Annotated in this window: 16 protein-coding genes; 8 read left to right on the top strand and 8 right to left on the bottom strand. The window is 57.1% G+C overall.

The annotated features are described in order from the left end of the window. The first annotated feature begins 89 nt into the window (after nt 1-89). From D0B88_RS03200 to D0B88_RS03165, 8 genes are all read left to right on the top strand, one after another. The gene (locus tag D0B88_RS03200; RefSeq protein ID WP_007639348.1) at nt 90-1,004 is read left to right on the top strand and encodes a hydrogen peroxide-inducible genes activator; all 915 of its coding nucleotides are present in this window, start codon (nt 90-92) and stop codon (nt 1,002-1,004) included. A gap of 12 nt (nt 1,005-1,016) precedes the next feature. Then, nucleotides 1,017-3,146, top strand: coding sequence for an ATP-dependent DNA helicase RecG (recG, locus tag D0B88_RS03195; protein WP_151054985.1), 2,130 nt, complete (start codon nt 1,017-1,019; stop codon nt 3,144-3,146). 317 nt (nt 3,147-3,463) lie between these two features. After that, a complete protein-coding gene (locus D0B88_RS03190; RefSeq protein ID WP_151054983.1) occupies nt 3,464-4,867 on the top strand; it encodes an HDOD domain-containing protein in 1,404 nt (467 codons plus the stop codon). Nucleotides 4,868-4,989: 122 nt separating this feature from the next. Beyond that, complete coding sequence (locus D0B88_RS03185) at nt 4,990-5,790, top strand: hydratase (protein WP_151054980.1); 801 nt, start codon at nt 4,990-4,992, stop codon at nt 5,788-5,790. Nucleotides 5,791-5,799: 9 nt separating this feature from the next. After that, complete coding sequence (locus D0B88_RS03180; RefSeq protein ID WP_151054978.1) at nt 5,800-6,216, top strand: thioesterase family protein; 417 nt, start codon at nt 5,800-5,802, stop codon at nt 6,214-6,216. Then, complete coding sequence (locus tag D0B88_RS03175) at nt 6,213-6,962, top strand: ZIP family metal transporter (RefSeq protein ID WP_007639357.1); 750 nt, start codon at nt 6,213-6,215, stop codon at nt 6,960-6,962. Before D0B88_RS03180 ends, D0B88_RS03175 begins: the two co-directional genes overlap by 4 nt. 164 nt (nt 6,963-7,126) lie before the next feature. Beyond that, nucleotides 7,127-9,769 (top strand): TonB-dependent receptor, encoded by a 2,643-nt coding sequence (locus D0B88_RS03170; RefSeq protein ID WP_151054976.1) that lies wholly within the window; start codon nt 7,127-7,129, stop codon nt 9,767-9,769. A gap of 223 nt (nt 9,770-9,992) precedes the next feature. Continuing rightward, nucleotides 9,993-11,465, top strand: coding sequence for an alkaline phosphatase PhoX (locus tag D0B88_RS03165; RefSeq protein ID WP_151054974.1), 1,473 nt, complete (start codon nt 9,993-9,995; stop codon nt 11,463-11,465). 18 nt (nt 11,466-11,483) lie between these two features. Here D0B88_RS03165 and D0B88_RS03160 read toward each other — a convergent pair whose 3' ends face one another. The 8 genes from D0B88_RS03160 to D0B88_RS03125 all read right to left on the bottom strand — a co-directional run bounded on the left by D0B88_RS03160 (nt 11,484) and on the right by D0B88_RS03125 (nt 19,414). Further along, a complete protein-coding gene (locus tag D0B88_RS03160; protein ID WP_191966510.1) occupies nt 11,484-14,318 on the bottom strand; it encodes a TonB-dependent receptor in 2,835 nt (944 codons plus the stop codon). 83 nt (nt 14,319-14,401) lie between these two features. Then, complete coding sequence (locus D0B88_RS03155; RefSeq protein WP_151054971.1) at nt 14,402-15,388, bottom strand: FecR family protein; 987 nt, start codon at nt 15,386-15,388, stop codon at nt 14,402-14,404. Nucleotides 15,389-15,402: 14 nt separating this feature from the next. Continuing rightward, the gene (locus tag D0B88_RS03150) at nt 15,403-15,915 is read right to left on the bottom strand and encodes an RNA polymerase sigma factor (protein ID WP_151054969.1); all 513 of its coding nucleotides are present in this window, start codon (nt 15,913-15,915) and stop codon (nt 15,403-15,405) included. A gap of 105 nt (nt 15,916-16,020) precedes the next feature. After that, nucleotides 16,021-16,875, bottom strand: a complete 855-nt coding sequence (locus tag D0B88_RS03145; RefSeq protein ID WP_151054967.1) for a UDP-2,3-diacylglucosamine diphosphatase — start codon at nt 16,873-16,875, stop codon at nt 16,021-16,023. Between the two features lie 83 nt (nt 16,876-16,958). Beyond that, nucleotides 16,959-17,186: a hypothetical protein gene (locus D0B88_RS03140; RefSeq protein WP_007639376.1), complete on the bottom strand. Its 228-nt coding sequence runs from the start codon at nt 17,184-17,186 to the stop codon at nt 16,959-16,961. A 146-nt stretch (nt 17,187-17,332) separates the two neighbouring features. Further along, nucleotides 17,333-18,118, bottom strand: a complete 786-nt coding sequence (gene znuB / locus D0B88_RS03135) for a zinc ABC transporter permease subunit ZnuB (RefSeq protein WP_007639377.1) — start codon at nt 18,116-18,118, stop codon at nt 17,333-17,335. After that, nucleotides 18,111-18,914 (bottom strand): zinc ABC transporter ATP-binding protein ZnuC, encoded by an 804-nt coding sequence (gene znuC, locus D0B88_RS03130; protein ID WP_151054963.1) that lies wholly within the window; start codon nt 18,912-18,914, stop codon nt 18,111-18,113. Before znuC ends, znuB begins: the two co-directional genes overlap by 8 nt. Then, entirely contained in the window at nt 18,911-19,414 is a 504-nt protein-coding gene (locus tag D0B88_RS03125; RefSeq protein WP_151054961.1) for a Fur family transcriptional regulator, read from the bottom strand. The genes znuC and D0B88_RS03125 overlap by 4 nt, the downstream gene beginning before the upstream one ends. Between the last annotated feature and the right edge of the window lie 42 nt (nt 19,415-19,456).

Below are 19,456 nucleotides of genomic sequence, written 5' to 3'. Positions count from 1 at the left end.
ATTTGATAAATGTTGCTTATCTGATAGTTTTAGGCTATTCCAAGAAACGCCCTCGCTTTTTAAAAAAGCCCATCCTGCGGAGCTGTATTATGACCCTGACCGAACTGCGCTACATAGTCACCCTTGCCCAGGAACAACATTTTGGCCGTGCCGCCGACCGCTGTTACGTTAGCCAGCCCACCTTGAGTATTGCGGTGAAAAAGCTGGAGGACGAGCTGGGGGTAGCCCTGTTTGAACGCACCAAGTCGCGGGTGCAGCCCACGCCACTCGGCGAACAAATTGTCGCCCAGGCCAATTTAGTGTTGGAGCAGACCGCGGCGATTAAAGACCTGGCCGACGCCGGTAAAGACCAGCTCAGCAGCCCGCTGTCGGTGGGCGCGATTTTCACCATTGGGCCTTACTTGTTGCCCAAGTTTATTCCCCACCTGCAACAGTTGGCGAGCAAAATGCCGCTCTATGTGGAAGAGGGTTATACCCACAACCTGCGCAAAAAACTGCGCAACGGCGAGCTGGATGTGATTATTGTCGCCCTGCCATTTGTGGAACCGGACGTAGTCACCCAGGCGCTGTACGACGAACCCTTTGTGGTATTGATGCCCAAGGATCACCCTCTCGCCGCCAAAACCGCCATCGACCCGCTCGATCTCAATAGTGAGCAGCTGTTATTGCTCGGCGAAGGCCATTGCTTCCGCGATCAGGTGCTCACCACCTGCCCTAGCCTGCAACACAGCGCCGAAGCCAGCGCCAATAGCAGCAACGTGCGCACCGCCGCCGAGGGCAGTTCCCTTGAAACCCTGCGCCACATGGTGGCCTCGGGTCTCGGCCTGACCATTCTGCCCGCGTCTGCCGCTGAAAGTTCACTCTACAGCGCCGAAGTACTGGTCACTCGCCCCTTTACCGAACCTTCACCCAGCCGCACTGTGGCTCTGGCCTGGCGCGCGAGTTTCCCCCGTCACAAAGCGATTGACGCGCTGCGCACGGCGATCAAGGCCTGTCGCCATTAGGCATGATCTTTGATGTCCAATGTGAGCATAGCCATCAATACCAGTAAAACTCTCGACCAGATCCCGGTCACCGCGATTAAGGGGGTTGGTGCCATTTTAGCGGCTAAATTGGCAAAGATCGGCCTGTTTAGCGTGCAAGACATTCTGCTCCATCTGCCCCTGCGCTATATGGATCGCACCCGTATTACGCCGATTGGCGCGCTACAGCCCAATATCAATGCGGTGTTGGAGGCGGAGGTGCGCGCCTGCGACGTGGTATTTGGCAAGCGCCGCAGTCTGGTATGCAAGGTGCAGGACGGCACTGGCACTATTACCCTGCGTTTTTATCACTTCAACAATGCGCAAAAACAGCGGTTGGTGCAGGGCACACGCCTGCGTATTTTTGGTGAGACACGCCGCGGCGCCGCGGGTTTGGAGATGTACCACCCCGAATACGACGAGCTGGATAGCGCCGCGCCGCTGCCGCTGGAACAGTCGCTCACCCCGATTTACCCCGCCACCGAAGGCTTGACCCAACCGCGCCTGCGCTCGCTGGCAGTGCAGGCATTGACCTGGCTGGACAAACACGCGCTGAAAGAATTGCTGCCCGAGGTGGTGCGCCGCCAGCTCAATCAGGTGCCGCTGGCCGAGGCGCTGCGCTACTTACATCAGCCGCCCACCAGCGCCAATATCCAGCAGTTAATGGATGGCGAACACCCTTACCAAGAGCGGTTGGCGTTTGAGGAACTGCTTGCTCATCACCTGAGTTTGTTATTGCTGCGCCGCGAAACCCAGGCTGATGGCGCCGCCCGTTTGAAGCTGGATGCCGCCTTGCAGCAGCGGTTTGTTGCCGGTTTGGGGTTTGACCTGACCCGCGCCCAGCGCCGGGTGGTGGCTGAAATCGCCGCTGACTTGGCTAAACCGATTCCCATGTTGCGCTTGGTGCAGGGCGATGTGGGCTCGGGTAAAACGGTGGTGGCGGCACTGGCAGCGCTGGCAGCGGTATCGGCGGGCAAGCAGGCGGCGATTATGGCGCCCACCGAAATCCTTGCCGAACAACATCGCCTCAACTTTGGCAAATGGCTGGAGCCGCTGGGTATCCAGCTCGGCTGGCTCACTGGCAAACTCAAAGTGGCGGAGCGCCGCCGCCAATTGGCGGCGATTGCCAGCGGCGCAGCACAGGTGGTGGTTGGCACCCATGCGCTGTTTCAGGAGGCGGTGAGTTTTGCCAACTTGGGTTTGATTGTGATTGATGAACAGCATCGATTTGGCGTGCATCAGCGGCTAACACTCTCCGAAAAAGGTACTAACAGCGACGAACAGCACCGCTCCGGGTTGCTGCGCCCCCATCAGCTAATTATGACTGCTACCCCCATTCCGCGTACCTTGGCGATGAGCGCCTATGCGGATTTGGACTGCTCGGTGATCGATGAGCTACCGCCCGGTCGCACGCCGGTTACTACGGTGGTGATTAGCGACAACCGCCGCGAGGAGGTGATCGAGCGGGTGCGCCTGGGCTGTGAACAGGGGCGGCAGGCCTATTGGGTGTGTACGCTGATCGAAGAGTCCGAGGCACTGGAGGCGCAAGCGGCGGAGGCCACTGCGGCGAACCTCACGGAATCCCTGCCACAGCTGCGTATTGGGCTAATCCACGGGCGCTTGAAACCCGCGGAAAAAGAGGCGGTGATGGCGGCCTTTAAAGCCAATGAATTGGATTTACTGGTGGCGACGACGGTGATTGAAGTAGGGGTGGATGTACCCAATGCCAGTTTGATGATTATCGAAAACCCCGAGCGCCTCGGCCTTGCCCAGTTGCACCAGCTGCGCGGGCGAGTGGGGCGCGGTTCGGCGGCCAGCCACTGTGTACTTTTATACGGCTCGCCGCTATCGCACAACGGGCGCGAGCGCTTGCGGGTGATGCGCGAAAGCAGCGACGGTTTTTATATCGCCGAACAGGATCTACAGTTGCGCGGCCCCGGCGAGGTGCTGGGTACGCGCCAGACGGGTGAGATGCAATTCAAAATCGCCGACCTGCAGCGCGATGGCCATTTACTGCCGGTAGTAAAAGATGCCGCGCTGTTACTAATGAGCGATTACCCGCAACTTTGCGAACAATTAGTATTGCGTTGGTTGGGGCAAAACCAGCGCTATCTTCAGGTCTAGGGTTTGCTTAATAGGGCTGGTTTTAACACAGGGGTATTGATTGCTTTTGACGGTTTGGCGTATTTTTCTGCATAAGCAGGAATGATTGTCGTATTTTTGGCGCATTTATTCGCCATTGCCCCTTGTTTGTCATTCTTGCCTCCAAAATCTCGGCTATGCTTGAAAACACGTGTGCAAGGGCCAGCGGGTGCTAACAATTCTTTTCGTGCGCTATATGAGAAATGTTTTTACTGCATTACACTCCCGTTCACGACTAGCTCAGGAGTCGCCTAACCCTATGTATATCAATCAGTTATCGTCAATAAGAGGAGTAGGCCGTGCCAGTCCCTTCCAGTGTTCAATCATTGCTCAGCAAACAGAATGTGCATTATCAGGTGTCTGAGGTGCCGTTCGATGAGAATGAACGAGCGCTCTGGCATGACCAGCATCTACGCACTATGAGCGCAGCCAAATCCGTAATACTGCAAGACACCAAAGGCCGTGTGCAGGTGATTTTTGCCGCCGACCGCCTGTTGGATCTCAAGGCCGTGAACCGGCAGCTGGGGCGCGAACTTCACGCCGCCAAGCCGGAGGATATTCACAAGTTTTGCCTGTCCCACAATTTACAATCCATACCCGCGCTGCCCAAGTTGGCGGGGCTGTTGACCCTGATTGACCGCAGCCTGGTCGAGCGCAGTGAGCTGTTGGCCGACTCGGGCGATGAGCAGCAATTACTGCGTTTCAGCCGCGAAGAATTCCAACAGATTATGGATGACGCGACTATTTGCGATTTCGCCGTACCGCTGGAGCCGCTGGAAATTGACGATACCCGCAGTAGCGATAGCGACCAGATTCTGGGTGCGGTGCGCAACTTCACCCAATTGCGTATCAAACAGCGGTTGGAAGAAACCCTGGAATTACCGCCCTTATCCGATACCGCCCAGCGCATCATCAAATTGCGAGTAAACCCCAATGCGGATATCAGCGATTTGGCGCAAATCGTGGAGACTGACCCGAGCCTCGCAGCGCAGGTCGTCAGCTGGGCGGCATCTCCCTATTATTCTGCGCCGGGAAAAATCAAATCCATCCACGATGCCATAGTGCGTGTGCTGGGGTTTGACATGGTACTCAACCTCGCACTGGGTTTGTCCCTTGGCAAGGCCATGACCATCCCCAAAGAAGGCCCGCATGGTGCACTGCCTTACTGGCAACAAGCGGTATACATGGCGGCCACTATTGAAGGTTTGGTGACGGCAATCCCGCGTGATCACCGCCCCAGTTTTGGCATGGCCTACCTTTGTGGCCTGTTGCACAACTTCGGTTATCTGATTCTGGCGGAAGTGTTTCCGCCTTACTTCCACAACTACTGTGAATTGGCCGATGCCAACCCCCATGTTGAGCATCAGGTTATTGAACGCCATTTACTGGGTATTACCCGCGAGCAATTGGCGGCTTCACTGATGTCGCTCTGGTCAATGCCGGAGGAAGTCGTGGTTGGGTTGCGCTATCAGGCCAACCCGCATTACCAGGGTGAATATGCTGCATACGCCAAGTTGATTTTTGTCGCCCAGCGATTGTTGCACCAACACAACATCGGCCGTGGCCCCAAGTTAGCGATTCCACCACAAGTGTTTGAAGACCTGCATTTGGATCCGGAAAAGGCCTACACCACGGTGGCCAATATTATTGAGAGCAGCGACGATTTAAAGCACATCGCGAACGAACTGGCGCCCCACCACTAGTGCGGCGCCAGTCTAAAACTGCGTGATCAAAACCCCTTTTGCGAGGGGTTTTTTGTTTATAGTGAAACTGTTTTTAGTGGCCGGCGATAAGAGCCACACCCCATCAACCAGCGAGAGAGCCCATGACCGAATTATTCCCTGCCGCCGAGGCAGCAAAAGTACTAGTTGTACGGCGTATTGCCGGAACCCAGGGGGAGCGTTTGGCGCCCTCCTGTCGCCCGCAAAACATTGAACAGGCGCTGGCGATCCAGGCTGCCGTGAGCGAGCAGTGGTGCGAGCAAATGGACGACAGCATTGGCGGTTGGAAATGCCTGTTGCCGCCGGAGGACAAACTGATCGTCGGCCCTATTTATACCCGCACTATCGATTCGGTTCCGCCGGTGAGCCTGTGGACTAAAACGACAGCAGAGGGCGAGCGTGCGCGCATCGAACCGGAACTGGCGTTTTTCTTTGGGCGGGATCTGCCCCCGCGCCCTGAACCCTATACCCCGGAGGAGGTGGATGCCGCCATCGCCCGCACCCACATGGCGCTGGAGCTGATCAACAGCCGCTACACCGACCCGTCCAGCTGTGAATTCCCCGAAATGCTCGCCGACGGTTTGGTGAATCAGGGCCTGTTTATCGGCCCGGAAGTGGATTCCCGCAACGCGCGTAGCGCCAGCAGTTTTACCGTGACCATGACCTGCGCTAACGGCGAAATAATTGAGCGCCAGGGCCAGCACCCCAATACCCATCCGCGTGCGCCGCTCTACTGGCTGGCGGAATTTCTGCGCAGCCGCGGCGAGGGCATAGTGGCCGGGCAGGCGGTGATTACCGGTTCCTATGCCGGCGTGATTGAAGTACCGGTGAATAGTGCGATCAAGATCGACTATGCTGGTCTGGGCAGTATGGAAGTCAGTTTTACCCCAAGGAAGGCAAACTAAGGAGCCATTATGAGTAACGAAACCGCTGTTAAACCCTTTTATTCCTGCCAGATTCCCGTGCGCTGGGGCGATATGGACGCTTACGGCCATGTGAATAACACCCTCTATTTTCGCTATTTTGAAGAGGCGCGTTTCCAGTGGATGCTGGAAAAAGGCCTGCCACTCAAAAGTGACACCCATCCGGTGGTGGTCACTATTGGCTGCACTTTTTTGCGTCCGATTTTCCACCCGGAACTGCTGCGTATCGATGTGTTTTTGAGTGAGCCGGGGCGCTCCAGCTTTATGGTCAAGTACCTGGTTTACACCCAGTCCCACCCGGATACACCCGCCGCTGAAGGCTATTCCAAAGTGGTGTGGGTGAGTGCAGTGGACGGAAAATCCGTGCCTCTGCCGGACAATGTGCGCTGCTGGTTTGACCCCCAGTGATACCGGCATGGCTGGAGGCGGGATTTTGGGGCTTTGTCGCCTCCAGTGCGCTGTTGATCGGCGCGCTTTTGGGGTGGTTTATCCGCTTCCCGCCCAAAGCTGTCGCCTATGTCATGGCGTTTGGCAGCGGTATTCTGGTTGCAGCGCTCAGTTTTGAATTGGTGGGCGAGGCGCTGGCGCAGGCCAGTGTGCTGTGGATTGCCGGTGGTTTTATGGGTGGCGCACTGGTGTTCTCGCTGGTGAATCATCGGTTGAATAGCCCCGGTGTAAAACACCGCAAACGCTCCCACACCCAGCAACCGGCGGCGGAAAATACCGGTGTTGCCATAGCCGCTGGCACCCTGCTGGACGGCATCCCGGAATCCATCGCCATAGGGTTGCTAGTGGCGAGCGGAGGCAAACTCAGTTTGGCCACCATCGCCGCGATTTTTATCTCCAATATTCCCGAGGCGCTATCCAGCACTGCCGGTATGCGTCGTGCCGGGCGCAGCGGCTGGTTTATGTTGCGTCTGTGGGGCGGCATCGCGTTTTGCTCGGGTGTATTTGCGATTCTGGGCGCGGTGTTTTTTGGCGCTGCTCCGCTGCAGGTAAAAGCGCTGATCACCTGTGTGGCCGCTGGCGGTATTTTTGCGATGGTGGTGGAAACCATGATCCCTGAAGCCTTTGCCGAAACCCATGAGATGTCGGGGTTGATTGCGGCGCTGGGCTTTGTGGTGGCAGTGGCGTTACAAGCGCTGGAGGCGTAAAAAACGCGCTATTCAACCAGTGGCAAGTTGCAGTTGCATGACAAAAACGGTGAATTGAACGCGCCGTTAAAAATATAAAAAAATGTGTCCCCTTTTTCGTTCCAGCTCTCTCTTGGTAGTTGCCAGAGGCCTTGCGGCCAATACAACCAACCAGAGAGAGACTCATGAAAACCCCATTTTTTCCTAGCAATTTATTGGCCGCTGCCATCGGCAGTATTGCCTTGACCAGCCTTTCTGTTTTTTCCCAAAACACTGTTGCCCAAACTAGCGCCGTACAAAATGATCTGCTCGAAGAAGTGGTCGTGCAGGGTAGTTACAGCAGAAGTTTGCAATCGGCGTTGGACACCAAACGCAATGCAACCGGCGTGGTGGATGCCATCGCCTCGGAAGATATAGGCAAATTCCCCGCACAAAATATCGCGGAAGCTTTGCAGCGCGTGACCGGTGTGGCAGTGGTGCGCGACCGTGGCGAAGGTGTGTATGTGCGGGTGCGTGGTCTGGGTTCCAACTTCCAAGTGACCAGCCTCAATAGTCGCGCCATGGCGGTCAACGAAAACGTGCGCACCTCCGGGCAGTTCGGTCGCCAGTTCCGTTTTGACACTTTACCTGCCGAGCTGGTCTCCAGCGTGGAAGTGATCAAAAGCCCCACCGCCGATTTGGATGAAGGCGCCATCGGCGGCACGGTCAATATCAAAACCTTCAAGCCGCTGGATTTGGACGGCAGCAAATACACCGGCTCGCTGCAAGCCAGCCACTCTGAATTAGCCGATAAAACTGACCCGCGTCTGTCCGGTTTGGCGAGTTGGAGCAACAGCGACAGCACCTTTGGCGCGCTGGTTTCCGCCGCTTACGCCGAGCGCAGTGTGCGTCAGGATCGCTCGCTCAACTTTGGCTGGACCCAATCCGCTGGCATAGATACTGACGGCGATGGCACAGTGGATTCCGGCCCCATCATCACCCCCGGCGGCATTCGCCCCACCCTGGAATTGGAAGACCGCGAGCGCGTGGGTATAGCCTCCGCCTTGCAATGGCGCCCGAGTGACATAGCCGAAGTTAACTTCGATATTTTCTACGTTGACCAAACAGTGAACTACGACGAGTTCACCTACAGCGCGGATTACAACCTCAACAAACTTACCCCCGGTTCGGCGGTGATCCGCAATGGCGCCTTGATTGGCGGCTCCACCACCGATGGCGCAGTGCAAATCGGCCGCGAAAGTTCGGGCATCAACGATGAAAATCTGGCGTTGGGCTTAAACGGCGCGCTCTATCTGGGCAACTGGAAACTCTCCGGCGACCTGTTCCACTCCACCGCCGACAGTGAAGACGCCGACCCGATTATCCGCACCCGTTTCCGTCGCACCAGCGGCGTGGCCTTTGATTTCTACTTCCCCAAAGTGGATGGCGACTCGGTACCCAGCATCACCTATCAAAACGCCGACTTGACCGACCCCGAGCAGTGGTTGGGGCGCCGTTTGGAATGGCGCACAATTCGCGCGGAAGACGAAGAGCAGGCGCTTAAGTTTGATGCCGAGCGCGAGCTGAATGTCGCCGGCCTCACCAAATTCACCACTGGCATCAAACTGCGTGAGCGTTCGCGCAACTATGACCGCCGCGACTTGGTGTTGATCAATGGCATTGAAGGTGAAGTGTTTGACGAGAGCTACTTTGAACCCTTCCCGGTGAGCGTTTTCCTCGGCGATGCCAAAGGCGAATTCCCCACCCTGTGGCTGGTGCCGGACGAAAGTAAATTCTGGAGCAACTACCCCAGCGCGACCGACTTGGCAGCGCCCCTGTCCTCGGGCGATTTGCGCAACTCCTACCGCATCGAAGAGACCATCACCTCGGCCTATGGGATGGTGGATATGGAGCACCAGCTGGGCGGTTTGCCGCTCAAGGGTAATGTCGGTGTGCGCGTCGCCCAAACTGAACAGACCTCTTCCGGTCATGCGTCTGTAGGCGGTGTGACTACGCCGGTGAGCTTTGACGAGGACTATACCGATGTGCTGCCCTCGGCCAACTTCACCCTCAACTGGACGGACGATTTGCTCACCCGCGCTGCCGTGGCCAAGGTAATTACCCGCCCGGATCTGCAAGACATGGCGCCGCGCCTGACCTTTAACTCCGGTGACGTCAACACCGCCAGTGGCGGCAACCCGCTGCTCAACCCCTTTGAAGCCTGGCAGTACGACCTGACGCTGGAATGGTATCTGGACAAGGTAACCGCGCTCTCGGCCGGTATTTTCTACAAGGATATTGACACCTTTATCCAAACCCAAAAGTCGGATTTGCTGTTCAACGGCGTGGTCTATGAACTCAGCTCCAAGGTCAACGGCTCCAACGCCGAAGTGACCGGGATGGAAGTGGCTTATCAACAGGTATTTGACCAACTGCCCGCGCCGTTTGACGGCTTGGGTCTGCAGGCCAACTACACCTGGACCGACTCTAGCGCCGTCTATGTGGACAACGACAAATCGGTCAAAGGCGAGTTGGAAGATGTCGCCAAAAACAGCTACAACATCACCGCCTTTTATGAAAAGGACGGCTTCGGTCTGCGCCTGAGCTACAGCTGGCGCGATGGTGTGTTGAACCAGATTGGCACCAACAGCCTCGCCTCGGAAAACAAAGCGGAGTTCGGCACCCTGGATTTAAGCGCGTCTTATGACCTGTCGGACAATGTCACGGTATTTGTGGAAGGTATCAACATCACCGACCAAGCCCAGCAGGATTTTGTGCAGGGCGATGAATTCCGCAGTTATACCGACTACGGCAGCACCTATTCCTTGGGGGTGCGCGCCAGTTTCTAAGCCATTCGTCACTCCTGCGAACGCAGGAGTCCAGAGGCATTTTATGGATACCCGCGTTCGCGGGTATGACGAAGTTTGCATTTCCCAATTTCAGGCTTGGCAGTCATTTCAGCTCGGCCTTTTTTTGGTGCTGTGCTTGGTTGTCATCTAATAGTCATATTTTTGCGTCAAAAACAGCGCTGGTTTTCCAATGTCTGTTATTTACTTTTGTGGATGTTTTTTTATGCGTTTAACCCGTCGTCACTTTCTTAAAAATGCCAGCGCTACCGCCATCGCACTGGGCGGCCTGCGCAGTTTGCAACTGCAGGCACAGGTCTACGCCCAAGACCCGGTTTACGGGATCGATAAAGTCGGCCAGCTGCTGGCCGACCCGGCGGGCATTCTCAATTTGCCGCGCGATTTCAGTTACAAAATTATCGCCCGCACCGGCGACCGCATGAGCGATGGGTTGATTACCCCCAGCGCGATGGACGGTATGGCCGCCTTCCCGCTGCCGGGTGATCTGAGCAAATGCATTCTGGTGCGCAACCACGAACTGGATTCCGTGGGCGAGGAAATTGATGCCTTCGGCGGCGATAAGGATTTGGCGCGCAAACATGTCGGCCGCAAAGGTTACGACAGCTTCGGCGGTCTGCCCGTCAATGGCGGCACCAGCACCCTGGTTTACAGCCATCGCAGCCAGCGGGTGGAGCGCAGTCACCTGAGTTTGGTGGGCACCGCACGCAACTGTGCCGGTGGCGCCACGCCTTGGGGCAGTTGGCTCAGCTGTGAGGAGACGCTGGTCGGCAAAGCCCAGGGCTACGGCCGCGAACACGGCTATATCTTTGAAGTGCCGTCACTCGGCAAGGGCTTGGTCGACCCGGTGCCGCTCAAGGATATGGGGCGTTTTGTACACGAAGCGGCGGCGGTCGATAGCACCAACGGCATTGTGTACCTCTCGGAAGATACGGATCGCAGCCTGTTTTACCGCTTTATCCCCAAAACCCCGGGCAAACTGGCGGAGGGCGGACAGCTGCAAGCCTTGGTCATTCGCGGCTGGCCGAGTGCCAATACCCGCAACTGGCCGGAAGACGCGCAGGACAAGAATGCGCAACCCGTTGCTATGCGCCAGCGCTTTGAATGCGAGTGGATCGACCTGGAGAATGTCACCTCCCCCGAGGGTGATTTGAATACTCGCGGTGAAGCCAAAGGCGCGGCGATTTTTGCACGCGGCGAAGGTCTGGCTTTTGCCCTGCGCGACGACAAAACCCGCGAAGTACTCTTTGCGGCGACTGGTGGCGGCCCGCTCAAAATCGGCCAGGTGTGGCGCTATCAGCCCAGCGCGTTTGAAGGCACGGCGCGCGAAACAGAGCAGCCGGGGGTGATGGAATTAGTCTATGAAACCCACAACCGTGCCATTTTGGAATCCTGCGACAACATCGCCGTGGCACCCTGGGGCGACCTGATCATCTGCGAAGACAGCTACTCGGAAAACCCGGATACGGTGAACTACCTGCGCGGCCTCACTCCGGACGGGCGCATCTACACCCTCGCGATGAACGCCCACCCCGACAAAGGTGAATTCTGTGGCGCCTGTTTCTCCCCCGACGGCACTACGCTGTTCGTCAACATCCAACGCCCCGGCTTCACCCTCGCCATCACCGGCCCCTGGGGCAACCTGCGCAGCCGCGCCAAGGGGATTGATAAGTTGGGCTAATTCCCTTTGATATCAGGTTCAGAGTTTAAAGCTAACACCCACCCAAAAACTGCGCCCGTAATGGGTGTAACCAGCGAATTCGCCATCCAACACACTTTCCCACTGGGCGGCGTTGGTGAGGTTGGTGGCGTCCATGCTGAGGCTGAGATTGGAATTCAGCTGCCAGCTCAGGTGCATGTCCAGGGTGCCGAAAGCTTCTATGTTTTGTGCCGCGAGGTTACTGCTGGCGACCTGATTGAGTACTTGATCGCGCCAGCTGTAGTGGGCGCGCCAATGCCAGTGGTCGGTTTCGCGGTAAATTCCCAGGTTAACGCTGTTGCGCGCCACATCGGCGAGCCGGTCGCGGGTGATGTTAGTGCTTGAGTTGTCGCTAGTGCCTGTAGCGGTGCGATAGCTGGCGCGCGTCCAGGTGTGGGTGTAATTGGCGTTTACACCCCAGTGTTGCAGTGGTTCGGGCAGGGTTTGTTGCCACGCGAGTTCGATGCCGGCGATGTCGGCGCGGGCGCCATTGTCGGGGCGGGTGAGTTCGTAGGCAGTGCCGTTAATCACTTGTGTGCGGGTGCTGGTTTGGAAGAAATTATCCAGGTTTTTGGCAAATATCCCTGCCGATAACAGCATTTTTTCGGCAGGGTAGTATTCCAGTGCGCTGTCCCATTGCCAGCCGGTGACGGGTTTTAATTCCGGGTTGCCGCCGGTGGCGGTGGCTATGTCGCCGGAGTTGAGGGTGAGCCTTGGCGCCAGATCCTGAAACTCGGGGCGCGCCATCACCTTTGCCAGTGCGGAGCGCCAGAGTAATTGTTCATCCAACTCTACCACCAGATTTGCAGCTGGCAGCAGTTGCCTATAGGTCTGCTGATAGCGCTGCTCGTTGGTCGCGGTTTGTACGCCGCTCTGTGCCTGTTGGTCGGTTGCCACCAAGCGCAATCCTATATCGCCGCGTAGCGGCCAGCGGCCTTGGCTGGCATCCAAATTCAGCTGGAGATAAAGCGCGTGGCTGTCCTCTCTAATGCGGTAGCTATTTTGTAAGTCCTCGTTGCTTAAGGAGGATTGATAAAACGCTTGTTCATCAACACCTTGCCAAAATTTTTCCGCCTTGGGCACCAACCAGTTGTGGGGCAGGCGGCGGGTATTGCCCAAAAAGTCAGCGACCGGCAGGGCGACAAAATAGTCGCTGGGGAAATAAACGCCGGTTATGCCTTCGCTCACGAGGCGATCCTTGCGCCAGTAGTCGCGGCTGTGGCGGCGCCAGTGCAGGCCTAGGTCCAGGCTGTGCCAGAGCGGGTGATCGAGTGTGCGGGTGCTATCCAGCTTGAGCGCATTGTCGCTGTCTGTGCTGCGGGTGCTGCGCCATTCCAGGCGGCGGCCGGGGAAATTGCCGGGGTCGAGCAGGTTTATATTCTGGTAATCAATCTGCGGTAGTGCGTTGGTGGCGGTGTAATCAAAACTGAAACTGACATCCCGGGTGCGGCGCAGGCGGGTGCGTTTCACCGCCTCTGGGTTGCCGCTGCTGGCGCGGCTGTTCACCCAACTGGTGCTGAGTTGCCAGTCGTCGCCCTGCCAGCCGAGGGCGATATCCAGCATGCGATTGTTATCTTCCAAGCCGGCAGATTCGTGGCCGATTTGCACTGAGCCGGTGTCGGTGCTGCCCGCGACCAAGGCATTGCCGCGGGTTTGCAGGGTATCGTTCAGCAATCCCTCGCTGTCATAGTCGGCGCTGTAGCTGTATTCCTGATAATCGATCTGCTGGTGCAGCTGCAGCCAGTGCACATCCAACTGCCAGGATTCGTTGGGGTGCCACTGCAAGCTGCTGCTCAACCCCAAGCGTTCACGCCGTTCCAGTTCCAGGGTGGGGCGCACCCCGGCGGGGGTGACTAACATGTCGCGGTCGCCCCCTGTTGGCAATTGGTTTACAGATAGGTGCTGCCAGCGGAAGTTGAGTGCGCGATCCTGTCGCAAATGGCGTTGGTTGTAAGCGCCTGCGAGAGTAAAACCTAGCGTTCGGTCGCCGTTGACCCAGTTGCCCAGCGCCGCCAACTTGGGGCGCCAATCGCCCACTAGCTCGGCGCTGTTGGCGCTTGCACTCAGGCTCAGGCGCGGCTCTCCAATCCTCAGCGGCGCAAAGGAGCGGATATCCACACTGCCGCCAATTGCACCTTCTTCATCGCCCGCCGCTGTGCTTTTGCGCACATCAACCCCGGCCACCAACTCGGCGGGGAAGGTGTCGTAGTGGAAGCGGCGCCCGTACTGCTCGGAGTTGCGTACATTTTCGTTCACCGTGAGCGGGTGGCCATTCAGGCTGACGCGATTGAATTGGGTGGGTAGGCCGCGAATGCTTAAAAACAGCGCCTCGCCGCGGTCGCGCACCACCGAAATACCGGGGCTGCGCTGAATCGCCTCGGCAATATTGTGGGCGGGGAATTTGGCGATATCCTCGGCGAAAATGCTCTCCATGAAGCGATTATTGCGGCGTTTCTGATCGATGGCTGTCTGCTGGTTTTTGCTGTAACTGCCTAGCACCAACAGCTGCTCCACAGTTTGCGTTGTGCTGGTTGGTACTGCCGGTGGCACAGGGGTGATGAGCGGTGGACGCGTTTGAATCAACCAGCCGGAGGGGCGCTGCAGGGCGATAAAATCGGTGTTTGCCAGCAATTCCTGCAGTGCTTGCTCCGGGCTGAAATATCCTTGTAGCGCCGGTGCTGTGGCACCTGCCAGTGCGCGTGGGTCGAACACAATACTCACCTGCAGTTGGCGCGCCGCGTGGGTAAGGGCGTCGCTCAGGGGTTGCGCGGGTAGGTTGAGTGCAGTGGCGGCCGCCGGGAGTTTGGCATCCGCCTGTGCATGAGTAGTACCCATGCTTGTCAGCAGCAGACCCGCGACGATCAATCCCGGTAAATGCCTGTATCTGCCGGAGGATTTCATGGTGTGGTGTTAAGGTTTCACTGCCGGGCAAACAGTTGGATGACGGCTTTGCCTTGTTGGGTGATCTGGCGCTGCTCGAGCTGATGTAATTCGGCCATCAATTGCAGGGTTGTATCTACCTCTTTGAGGCGAAAGCGGCCTGCGACAGCAATCTTGGCGAGCGCGGGGTCTGCCAATTGAATGGGCGTAGGGCTGTAGCGGTTGAGTTGCTCCACCACCAGCCCCAAACTGCCGTTTTGCAATTCCAGCCAGCCCGAGCGCCAATCCACCAGTTCGGCCAGATTGACAGCCACTGTCTCTACGCCTTTGGCGCTAATGAGCGCGCGTTCACCGGCCCGCAGCAGTAGCGGTTGGGCGGCGGGGTTGGCGCGGACTTCAATTGCGCCTTCATAAACGGTGACTTCAGTTTCATGCAGGCGTTTGTCGATATTAAATTCAGTGCCCACCGCCACCACACTGGCAGTACCAATAGTCACTGCAAAGGGGCGGGTTTTATCCTTGGCAACGCGGAAATAGGTGGCGCCTGCTTGCAGCTCGATGTTGCGCTGCTGTGCACTAAGGGTGATGGCCAAACGGCTGGCCGGGCTGATCTCCAGCAGCGAACCGTCGCTTAGTTGCAGGTCGTGGCGAATACCGTTGGCAGTGGCAAAGGGCAGGGTTTTGGCCGCAGGTGCCTCGCCCAAAAAGCGATTGCTTACCAGCAGTGCAACGCAGAGCGTAAGGCACAAGGCCCAGGCGGCGCCCCGTCTGAAACCTGCGCTGGCACTAGCCGCTGTGCGCGTTTGCTGACTAGCCAGCAGGCTATGCGCGGCTTGGGTTAGCGCCGGGTCAGCCCAAGTGCTAAGCATGCGTTCAAACAGCGCGCGGCGTTCGTTATTGCTATCCAGCCACAGTAGCAGGCGGCGTTTGGAAAGTTCATCCAGCGGTTGTTCACTCAGCTGTTCCAGCCATTCGGCCGCCGTCTGGTAATCATCATTGTCGCTATTCACAGGAATCGTATTCATTGCAATCAAAAGGCTTAAAAGTGGCGATGGTTGTCTAAAAAACGCTGCAAATCGGCGAGCGCGCGGGTCATGTGTTTTTTAACGGCCGCTTCGCTCAGGCCCATTGCCGCCGCTATCTGCTCGCGTGATTCGCCCTGCAGGCGACGACGAATTAATACTTCACGCCGCTGGACGGGCATGGTCGCCAAAAAACCGGTAAGCAGTTCGGCACGTTGGCGTTGACTGGTGCGTTCTTCCGGGCAGGGGAGCGGGCTGCTGAGGTCATCCAGGGTTTCCAGCGACAGGGTTTGGCGTTTGCCACTCAGTAACAAATTGCGCGCGATACGCACCGCATAGGCCAGCGGGTTGCGCAGTGGTTGGGTGCGGGCTTGCTCTATCACCCGCAGGATAGATTCTTGGTAGATATCCGCTGCATCGCTGCTGTTTGGCGCAATTCGCTGGATATAACGTTTAAGTGGCCCAGTGGCAGACGTCAGACGTTCATCCAGTGGCGCTGACTCTGAGGCGGGCCGATGAGGGTCAAGCATGGCGGCAACTCTCGCGATGGACTAGCGCGCCAGCTTAGTGGATGAATATGACAATTCGATGAGTAAGGCGCCAGTGGCGGCGCCTTTTGTTGTATAGCTTGTGCCTTAAGCCTGGCGCAGCTGCTCCAGCTCCTGCCATTGAATGGTGTCGCTGTGATGCAACAGGCGCATCACACCCTGGTGATCCTCCACCAGTGCCGTGCAGCTTTCGATCCAATCGCCGCAATTGGCGTAGCGCAAACCCCCTTCTTCACGCAGCGCCGGGTAGTGAATGTGTCCGCACACCACACCGTCGTAGCCGCGCCGTTTTGCCTCCGCTAAGGCTTCTTTCTCGTAAGTTGCTATCGCCGCTTTGGCGCCTTTGATATTGCTTTTAATCAGACCCGCGAGCGAAAAATAAGGTCGTCCCACCAGCTTGCGCAGCCGGTCTGACCAGCGGTTGATAAACAGCAATAACTCGTAACCGTGATCGCCAATCACGCGTTTTAACCAGCTGTGATTGATGTAGGCGTCCATCGCATCACCGTGCATGATCAGTAAACGCTTGCCATCGGCGGTGACATATTCATGTTCGTGGGCGATTTCGATTGGTCCAAAGAGTTCGCCGCTGAAGTGGCGCATGGGGTCGTCGTGATTGCCTGGCACATAGACTACACGCATACCCTTAGCGGCCAGTTCGTAGAATTTGAGCATTACTTGATAGTGTTTGGCGGGCCAGCAGAAGCGGCGTTTGAGCGACCATAAATCGACAATATCACCCACCAGATAAAGCGTGTCGCAGTGAATCCGGTTGAGAAAATCGAGCAGGTAATCGGCCTTGCAATCGCGAAAACCCAGGTGGATATCGGAGATCCACACGGTGCGCGCATTAATCAAACTGGCGGTGGGTTTGGGGGTGTTGTCCACAGCGACAACAGGTAGGGCTAGAGCAGCAGCGAGGTGATTGGCAGAAGTATTCATAGTGCGTTTCCTGAGCTGTTTCGCAGCATATTGCGGCGAAAACATGACGGAAACGCAACATTTTGATGAAGTTTGGGTGACAGCTAGCCCAATTTATCCAAGGCTTTTTGCATTTCACTCTGGTTGAGCCAGCCGAGTACGGCCTGACGGCTCTCCAGCATTTGTGCATAGATTTGCAGCACTTGCGGGTTGGGGTTAGTTTGCTCGCGCAGCAGGGCGATACGTGACTCCAAAAACTGGATGTCGCTTTGCACTTTGTGCGCAACATCCTGACTGTTGTATGCCTGATTGCCAATATTGAGGGTAGTCATCGGTTCTGTCCTTGCTGATTTAGCCGCCACTCCAGTCATTGGGTACGGCACGACAGATCGCAGTATCTACCAGGCGACAATGTGAAAACAGTCGCAAATTTCGCTATTGTTTGTGCGCTTTGGCTTACAAACCGATCATCGCCGATTCAATTCTGCTGCTTTTTGAGCAGGGTCAGGCTGAACATAACGGTGGCTGACAGCACTATCGCGGGCCCGGCGGGGCTGTCCCATAAATAGGACGCGCCCAAACCGGCAACTACGGCCAGCATGCCCAACAGGCTGGCGATAATGGCCATCTGTTCCGGGGTGCGGCTCAGGCGGCGGCTGGCGGCGGCGGGGATAATCAGCAGCGCGGTAATCAGCAATACACCGACCACTTTCATCGCAATCGCAATCACCAGTGCCATCAATAACATCAGTGCGGTGCGCACCCGCGTCACCGGTACACCTTCTACCTGCGCCAATTCCTCGTGTACGGTAATCGCCAATAGTGGTCGCCAGAGCCAGATCAGCGCCGCCAGTACCGCGAGCGAAATCACCCAGATACTGATCACATCGCCTTGGCTGACTGACAAAATATCACCAAATAAATAGGCGAGCAGGTCGATGCGGCTCTCGCTAAACACACTGACACATACCAAACCGAGGGCGAGAGTGGAGTGGGAGAGAATGCCCAGCAGCGTATCGGTGGCGAGAAAGCGATTGTTTTGCAGGGCGACCAAAATCAGTGCCAATAACAGGCACCCCAGCGCTATGGCGAGGTTGAGGTTGATGTCCAGCAGCAAACCAAAGGTCACACCCAGCAGTGCCGAATGGGCGAGGGTATCGCCAAAATAAGCCATGCGCCGCCAGACGGCAAAGGCACCCAGTGGGCCAGCAACCAGGGCCACGGCAATACCGGCGAGCAGGGCGAGCAGTAAAAAATCAGGCATGGTGGTCGTGTCCGCAGCTGCTGGTATGCACATGGTCGCCGGGTTTGGCGTTAATGACGTTACCGTGGGCATCGTGTTGGTGATCGTGGTGATGGGTGTAAATGGCGACTTGCGGCGTCACCACCGCCCCGCCCAGCGCATCGCCAAAGAGCGCAAGGTAGGCCGGGTGATTGGTGACTTGTTCCGGGTGGCCGTGGCAGCATACATGCTGGTTGAGGCAGATCACGGTGTCGGTGGTTGCCATCACCAAATGCAGGTCGTGGGAGACTAATAACACGCCGCAGTGGCGCTGGTTGCGAATCTCGTTAATCAATGCGTAGAGCGCCGATTGGCCGCCCACATCCACACCTTGCACCGGTTCGTCCAGTACCAGAAGTTGGGGGTCGCGCAATAGCGCACGCGCGAGCAATACCCGCTGGGTTTCGCCACCCGAGAGGGATTGGATCGGCATATTGATCAGTTTATCGATACCGGTCAGTTGCAGTATCTCACCCAAATCCACACGCGCTTTGCCACCCAGCGCCAGAAAGCGCGCCACAGTGAGCGGCAAGCTGGCATCCAAATGGAGCTTTTGCGGCATATAGCCAATGCGTAAATCCGCTGCTTTTTCGATGCTGCCCTGATCGATCTTAATCAGCCCAAGTACGGCACGCACCAACGTGGTTTTGCCTGCGCCATTGGGGCCAATCAGGGTAACGATTTTGCCTGCCGCGAGATCCAGATCGGCGTTTTGCAGAATCTGCCGTCCATTGCGCAGCACACCCAAGCCGCGGGCTTTAATCAATAACTCACTCATGCCGTCGCTCGCTCAGGTGTGTGGTTGGCACAGTTGGCGCAGAGTCCAGATACTTCCAGCGCCTGGGTTTCCACGGTAAAACCTGCGTCTTGCGCGACCGCCAGAATTTGTTCGCTCAACTGCGGTTGATCCAGTTCCACCGCAATGCCACAGGCGCGGCAGATCAAAAAATGACTCTGGTGTTTGGTGCCGGGCGACGGGCAGCCGATAAAGGCATTGAGTACATTAATACGATGGATCAGCCCCTGCTCCAGCAGGAAATCCAGCGCGCGATATACCGTTGGCGGCGCCACACGGCGGGTATTGGCTTTGGCCAACATCTCCATCAGGGTATAGGCGCCGAGCGGTTTGTGGTTTTGCCAGATCAGCTCCAGCACCTGCAAGCGCAAATCGGTCAGGCGCACACCGCGGCTCAGGCACAGTTGGCGCGCGGCTTCTAATGCATCGCTAATACAATGGCCGTGATCGTGATGGCTGCAGGCGAGCGGTGTGTGTTCCATAGCGTTGTCACTGTCGGTTGGCGCGCGCCCATCTCTGTGTGG

Origin of the sequence: Cellvibrio sp. KY-YJ-3, assembly GCF_008806955.1 — a bacterium.
Lineage (GTDB): Bacteria > Pseudomonadota > Gammaproteobacteria > Pseudomonadales > Cellvibrionaceae > Cellvibrio.
The sequence above is the reverse complement of the archived record's forward strand: the minus strand, read 5'-3'. Positions and strand labels throughout refer to the sequence as shown.

What these genes read in the sequence shown, in the direction of transcription:
- D0B88_RS03200 (WP_007639348.1), top strand. Translation starts at nt 90, where the DNA reads ATGACCCTGACCGAACTGCGCTACATAGTCACCCTTGCCCAGGAACAA.
- recG (WP_151054985.1), top strand. Translation starts at nt 1,017, where the DNA reads ATGTCCAATGTGAGCATAGCCATCAATACCAGTAAAACTCTCGACCAG.
- D0B88_RS03185 (WP_151054980.1), top strand. Translation starts at nt 4,990, where the DNA reads ATGACCGAATTATTCCCTGCCGCCGAGGCAGCAAAAGTACTAGTTGTA.
- D0B88_RS03180 (WP_151054978.1), top strand. Translation starts at nt 5,800, where the DNA reads ATGAGTAACGAAACCGCTGTTAAACCCTTTTATTCCTGCCAGATTCCC.
- D0B88_RS03170 (WP_151054976.1), top strand. Translation starts at nt 7,127, where the DNA reads ATGAAAACCCCATTTTTTCCTAGCAATTTATTGGCCGCTGCCATCGGC.
- D0B88_RS03165 (WP_151054974.1), top strand. Translation starts at nt 9,993, where the DNA reads ATGCGTTTAACCCGTCGTCACTTTCTTAAAAATGCCAGCGCTACCGCC.
- D0B88_RS03160 (WP_191966510.1), bottom strand. Translation starts at nt 14,318, where the DNA reads ATGGGTACTACTCATGCACAGGCGGATGCCAAACTCCCGGCGGCCGCC.
- D0B88_RS03155 (WP_151054971.1), bottom strand. Translation starts at nt 15,388, where the DNA reads ATGAATACGATTCCTGTGAATAGCGACAATGATGATTACCAGACGGCG.
- D0B88_RS03150 (WP_151054969.1), bottom strand. Translation starts at nt 15,915, where the DNA reads ATGCTTGACCCTCATCGGCCCGCCTCAGAGTCAGCGCCACTGGATGAA.
- D0B88_RS03145 (WP_151054967.1), bottom strand. Translation starts at nt 16,875, where the DNA reads ATGAATACTTCTGCCAATCACCTCGCTGCTGCTCTAGCCCTACCTGTT.
- D0B88_RS03140 (WP_007639376.1), bottom strand. Translation starts at nt 17,186, where the DNA reads ATGACTACCCTCAATATTGGCAATCAGGCATACAACAGTCAGGATGTT.
- znuB (WP_007639377.1), bottom strand. Translation starts at nt 18,118, where the DNA reads ATGCCTGATTTTTTACTGCTCGCCCTGCTCGCCGGTATTGCCGTGGCC.
- znuC (WP_151054963.1), bottom strand. Translation starts at nt 18,914, where the DNA reads ATGAGTGAGTTATTGATTAAAGCCCGCGGCTTGGGTGTGCTGCGCAAT.
- D0B88_RS03125 (WP_151054961.1), bottom strand. Translation starts at nt 19,414, where the DNA reads ATGGAACACACACCGCTCGCCTGCAGCCATCACGATCACGGCCATTGT.